We start from the raw sequence: 5,618 nt of genomic DNA, 5'->3' as shown, positions 1-5,618 counted from the left end.
CCCGCGCCGCCACCGCCGCCCGCGCCACCCGTCCCGGTCCCCTGCCGCCGGGTCCCGCCGGTCTGTCCGTTCAGGCCGACCCCGCCGCCGCCGAAGCCCCGGATCTCGACGAGGACCTGGTCGCCCTCGCTGACCCCGGCGGTGATCTGGGTCGTCGCGCCACTCACGAGACCGAGGGTCACGGGGGTCGAGACCGTGCTCCCGTTCTTCACGAGCTGCACGACGCTCTGCCCGTTCAGGCTGCGGACGGCCGCCGTGGGCACCGTCACCGCGTCGGCGATCTGCCTGGTGACGATGGAGACGGTTGCCGAGCCGCCGGCATACAGGCCGGAGGGGGTGCCCGTCACCGACACGATCACGGGGAACGTCGCCGAACCGCTGGTGCCCGAGGTGGCGATGACGCCCACGGAGGTCACCGTGCCGAAGATCGGGGTCGTCGCGCCCGTGGGGGCGATGGTGGCTTGCAGCCCCTTCTTGACCGAGGCCAGATCGGCGCTGCCGACGGCCGCGTTGACGACCCAGGAGCTGGTCGAGATGACGACCACCTGGGCCGAGCTGCTGGTGCTGCTGGTGCCGCTGGTGCCGGCGGCACTCCCGGAGCCCCCGGAGCCGGCGGCACCGGACCCACCGGACCCACCGGACCCACCGGTAGAGCCGGACGAGACCGCGGTGCCCGCAGTGAGGTTGACCGTCGCCACCGTGCCGGAGATCGGAGAGGTCATCGTCGCTCCGGCGAGGTCGGTCTGGGCGGAGCTGCGCTTCAGGGTCGCCGAGTCGACCTGGGCCTGCGCGGCGGCGATCTGGGTGGTGGTGCCGGTGGCCTGCGCCGCGGTCAGCGCCGTCGTCGCCGAGTCGAGGTTGGCCTGGGCGAGGGCGAGGGCGTCCTGGAGGTTGGTGGGGTCGATCGTCGCCAGGACCTCGCCGGCGGTCACGACGTCGCCGACCGCCACCTTGACGGCGGTGACGGTCCCGGAGCCGGCGAAGCTGAGGTTCGACTGCGTCTTCGGCTCGATCGTGCCCGTCGCCGAGACGGTCTGCTTGAGCGTCTCCACGGTGGCGGCGACGGTGCGGGTCGTCGTCGTGGCTGCCGCTGCGGTGGACCGCGTCCTGGCCCAAGCCCCCACCGCACCGGCGACGATGATGACGGCGGCGACCATGACGATAAGCGGTTTGCGCCGCATCCGATGCCTCCCGGCCATGGGGGACCCACTTCCCGTTCGAGGGCGGGCCGCTTCCCGGACCGCCGATCGGACGCTATGACCCGTGCTTCCGCTCGGGCTGGCACGCACCTGTGCTCCCGCTGTGGGGACCCGCCGTCGGCGTGAGTGGACGCACTCGTTTGGCGGGTCACCTCTGTTGTATCTATCCTGAATGCATCATGAGTTTCACGATGCCGCCCTCCGCCGCAGCCCGGGTCTACGACCGGATCAAGCGCGACATCCTCGATGGTCAGCGTCCCGGGGGCACCTTCGTCACCGAGGGAGAGATCGCCGAGGCCACCGGCGTCTCGCGCACTCCCGTCCGCGAGGCCCTGCTGCGCCTCGAGGTGGAGGGTCTCGTGCGGCTCTACCCCAAGAAGGGCGCTCTCGTCGTCCCCGTCACCGCCGAGGCCGCGCACGACGTGCTCGAGGCCCGGCTCGTCATCGAGGAGTGGGCGGCCGGCGCGATGTGGCCGCGGCGCCACGAGGTGCTCACGCTGCTCGACCCCCTCCTCGCAGCGATGGCTGAGGCGCGGCGCGCCGGTGACGTCACGGCATTCGTCGAGCACGACCGCCACTTCCACGAGGTGATCGTCGCGGCCGCCGGCAACTCGGTGCTCGCCCACACCTATCAAGCCCTGCGCGATCGGCAGCTCACCATCGTCGCGACGCAGCTGCGGATGTCGGACGCCCGGCTGGACGAGGCACTGAGCGGACACCGTCAGCTGCTCGACCTGCTCCGGTCCGGCACGAAGGCGGCATACGTCCGACTGACCCGCACCCACGTGCAGGGCGCCATCGCGCGGCTGCGGGGCAGCCGGTGAGCACGCTGACCCCCGCCCGGCTCCAGCTCCACGACATCGGCGGTCGCCGCGCGTATGCCGTCTGGGCCGCCGCGCTCGCCGTCTACGTCCTCAGCATCTTCCACCGCACCTCCCTCGGCGTCGCCGGGCTCATCGCGGCCGACCGGTTCCACATCACGGCCTCCCAGCTCGCGACCTTCACCGTCGTGCAGCTCCTCGTCTACGCCGCGATGCAGATCCCGGTAGGCGTCCTGCTCGACCGCTACGGCTCGCGGCGCCTGCTCCTCGTGGGCCTCGGCCTGATGACGATCGGACAGTTCTGGTTCGCCTTCGCGGGGACCTATGCGGTGGGGCTGAGCGCCCGCATCCTCGTCGGCGCCGGCGACGCGATGATCTTCGTCAGCGTCATGCGCGTCACCGCGCTGTGGTTCCGGGTGCGGCAGATCCCGCTCCTCACCCAGTTGACGGGTCAGGTCGGGCAGCTCGGGGCGATCGCCGCGTCCTTCCCCCTCTCCGCCGCCCTCCACTCGATCGGCTGGCGCGCGTCGTTCCTCATCGCCTCGGGTCTTGGGCTCGTGCTCGCCGTCGTCCTCGTGCTCGTCGTCAAGGACTCGCCGTTCGAGGGGACCCCCCAGGAGCCGATCCGGGTGCACACCGTCGTCGCCAACCTCCGGACGACGTGGGGCACGCCCGGCACCCGGCTGGGACTGTGGTCGCACTTCACCAGCCAGTTCTCGCAAACGGTGTTCACCCTGCTCTGGGGGTTCCCTTTCCTCGTCAAGGGCGAGGGCCTCAGCGAGACCGCGGCCAGCACCCTCCTCGTCGTCATCACCGCGAGCGCCATGGTCTTCGGTCCGGTCCTCGGCCAGCTCGTCGCCCGGCACCCTTACCACCGCTCGCAGTACGTGCTGGCGATCGTCGTCTCGATCGCTGCCGTCTGGACGCTCGTCCTGCTCTGGCCGGGGCCGGCTCCGCTCGGCGTGCTCGTCCTGCTCGTCGTCGTCTCCGCGCTCGGCGGACCGGGGTCCATGGTCGGCCTCGACCTGGCCCGGACCTTCAACCCCCAGCACCGGCTGGGCTCGGCCATCGGCATCGCCAACATCGGCGGTTTCGTGGCGTCGCTGCTGACGATGGGTCTGATCGGCGTCGTCCTGGACCACCTCGAGCCGCGTGGTCCGCAGTTCTACGACCTGGGCGACTTCCGGATCGCGATGTGCGTGCAGTACCTCTTCTGGGTCATCGGCGGCGTGCAGGTATGGCGTCACCGGCGGCGGACCCGGGGCCACCTGGCCCGGACCAACCCCGAGGGCATGGCCGCGCTGCGACGCGGAGACTCGGCGCTGCCGGGGATCTCGACGCCCTGAGACCGGTTCGAGGCTCCGGGGAGAGTTCGAGCGCGGTGACGCCATCAGGCGTCACCGCGCTCATCAGCCCCTCACAGGGGGGACGGAGGGGCCGGTGCCCACCGCACGGGCCCAGGGGGGGACGCCCGCGGGGGCAGACGCCAGCCTACGTGGACGGTTGACCGTTCAGTCACCGAATCATCAATAGTCCCGAATGTCCTACGGACCGGCGCGTGCTCGTCGTGCCGAGACGGCCGTTACCCTCGCCAGGTGCCTCCCGACGCGCCGCTCGACACCCCGCCCGACATCCCGCCCGACATCGGGTCTCCCCCCTCCGGCGCCGGGACTCCGCCCTCCGGTGGCTGGCCGATCACCGGGGTGATCTTCGACTTCCACTCGACGCTCGTCAGCGGGGGCGACCCCCACGGGTGGCTCGTCGACGCCTGGCAACGCCTGGAGCGCCCCGGTGTCCCCGCGGACGCTCTCGATGCCGCCGGCCTGGCCGGCTTCCTGGACCGCATCTGGGAGCACGCCCGACCCCTCGACCCGGCCAACACCCGCGACCTCTCTCCCGAGCTCCACCGCGAGGTCTTCGACACGACGATCGTCTCCGCGCCGGGCTACGACGCCGATCTCGCCGACGCCCTGTATGCCGCGATGCCCGGTCGCTGGGCGGCCTACGACGATGCCGGGGCGACGCTGGACACGTTGCGCACGAGGGGGGTTCGCACCGCCATCCTGTCCAACGTCGGCTTCGACCTGCGGCCGGTGCTCGACCGCAACGGGCTCGCCGGGCGGTTCGACGTGCTGGTGATGTCCTACGAGGTCGGTGTGGCCAAACCACGTCCGGAGATCTTCGCCCGGACGCTCGGGCTGCTCGGCGTCGAGGCGCACGAGGCGCTGATGGTCGGCGACAGCTGGCACGACGACGCCGCAGCGGCTGCTCTCGGCATCCGGACCCTCATCCTGCCCCGCACCGACGGCCCGGTCCACGGTCTCGACATCGTCCTACGACTCGTCGGCTGACCGGCACACCCCTCTCGCCCCCGCCTTCTGACGACGTCCGCGGAAAGGGTCGTTCTCGCGACCGGTCCCGCGGACGCAAGCACTAGAGCGGGAGCACCGGGCCCGTCCAGCGGCGGCGCAGCCACCGGTCGTGGCTCGTCACGATCACGGTGCCGCTCGACCGGCCGAGGGCCTCCTCCAGATCGGCCGCGAGCGCCAGCGAGATGTGGTTGGTCGGCTCGTCGAGGAGCAGCAGGTCCGGCTGCAGCGCGACGACGAGGGCTAGTGCCAGCCGGCGTTGCTGCCCGACGCTGAGGACCGCGACCGGCTTGCCGAGCTCCCGCGGGTGGAGCAGCCCGAGGTCACCGAGCGGGGGGGCGTCCAGCACGCCGGCGGTGGCGACGTAGGCGGCATACACCTCGTGGGCGGTGCGGTCGGGCCGGTCGAAGGTGACGTCCTGCGGCAGGTAGCCGATCTGCTCCGCACGCACCCGCACGTCGCCGCCGGTCGGCTCGAGCTCACCGGCCAGGACCGCGAGCAGGGTCGACTTGCCGCTGCCGTTGGGCCCGGTCACCAGGAGGTGCTCGCCGGGCTCGACCGCGAGGGTCGGCACCTCGACGCGGCCGGGCACGACGAGGTCGCGGACGAGCACGCTGCCCGGCCCCTCGGCGAGCCGTCCCCCGAAGGTCAGCGGTCGTGGCGGCTTGGGGATCTGCGCGCGCTCGAGCACCTCGATGCGGCGCTGGACGTCGTGCACCCGACGCGCGACGCTTCGGGCCACCTTGGCGCCCTTGAACTTGTAAATGCTCTTGTCGTTGTCGCGGGGGCCGCGGTCGTGAGCGACCGTCCGGGCCGTCGTCTGCTCGGCGAGGCGCAGGGCGCCCAGCTCCTCGCGCTGCGCGAGGAAGGCCTCCTCCCAACGGCGCCGGCCCTTCCGCCGCGCTCCGAGGTATGCCGTGAAGTCACCGGAGAACCGCGACCCGCCTTCGCCGTCGATCCCGAAGTACGAGGGGTCGAGGTCGACGACGACCGCCGCGGTCCGGTCGAGGAAGACGCGGTCGTGGCTCGCGACGACGACCACCCCGGGCGCCGAGAGGACGAACTCCTCGATGTGAGACATCGCCTCGTCGTCGAGGTGGTTGGTCGGTTCGTCGAGCAGGACGCAGTCCGGCCGACGCACGATGATCGCCGCCAGCGCCAGACGGGTGCGCTCCCCGCCCGACAGCTCGGCGACCGGTCGGTCGTGGGGCAGGTGACCGACCCCGAGC

The 5,618-nt window shown here is 72.0% G+C and carries 5 protein-coding genes; 3 read left to right on the top strand and 2 right to left on the bottom strand.

The window, feature by feature from the left end; translation table 11 throughout:
* A partial coding sequence (locus Q0R63_RS18320) for a biotin/lipoyl-binding protein (protein ID WP_295700533.1) occupies positions 1 to 1,181 on the bottom strand: 1,181 nt, incomplete at its 3' end.
* Between the two features lie 197 nt (positions 1,182 to 1,378).
* Here Q0R63_RS18320 and Q0R63_RS18315 point away from each other — a divergent pair.
* The 3 genes from Q0R63_RS18315 to Q0R63_RS18305 all read left to right on the top strand — a co-directional run bounded on the left by Q0R63_RS18315 (position 1,379) and on the right by Q0R63_RS18305 (position 4,371).
* Entirely contained in the window at positions 1,379 to 2,023 is a 645-nt protein-coding gene (locus Q0R63_RS18315) for a GntR family transcriptional regulator (protein ID WP_295700530.1), read from the top strand.
* Positions 2,020 to 3,366 (top strand): MFS transporter, encoded by a 1,347-nt coding sequence (locus Q0R63_RS18310; protein WP_295700527.1) that lies wholly within the window; start codon positions 2,020 to 2,022, stop codon positions 3,364 to 3,366. The genes Q0R63_RS18315 and Q0R63_RS18310 overlap by 4 nt, the downstream gene beginning before the upstream one ends.
* A 249-nt stretch (positions 3,367 to 3,615) precedes the next feature.
* On the top strand, positions 3,616 to 4,371 hold the full coding sequence (locus tag Q0R63_RS18305) for an HAD family hydrolase (RefSeq protein ID WP_295700524.1): 756 nt from the start codon (positions 3,616 to 3,618) through the stop codon (positions 4,369 to 4,371).
* Between the two features lie 82 nt (positions 4,372 to 4,453).
* Here Q0R63_RS18305 and Q0R63_RS18300 read toward each other — a convergent pair.
* Positions 4,454 to 5,618: ATP-binding cassette domain-containing protein (locus Q0R63_RS18300; RefSeq protein WP_295700522.1), on the bottom strand; the 1,165-nt coding region annotated here is incomplete at its 5' end.

It is taken from the genome of Lapillicoccus sp. (assembly GCF_025353065.1).
Lineage (GTDB): Bacteria > Actinomycetota > Actinomycetes > Actinomycetales > Dermatophilaceae > Lapillicoccus.
The sequence above is the reverse complement of the archived record's forward strand: the minus strand, read 5'-3'. Positions and strand labels throughout refer to the sequence as shown.

Excerpts from the sequence above, each read along its gene's own strand:
- Q0R63_RS18315 (WP_295700530.1), top strand. The coding sequence starts at position 1,379 with ATGAGTTTCACGATGCCGCCCTCCGCCGCAGCCCGGGTCTACGACCGG.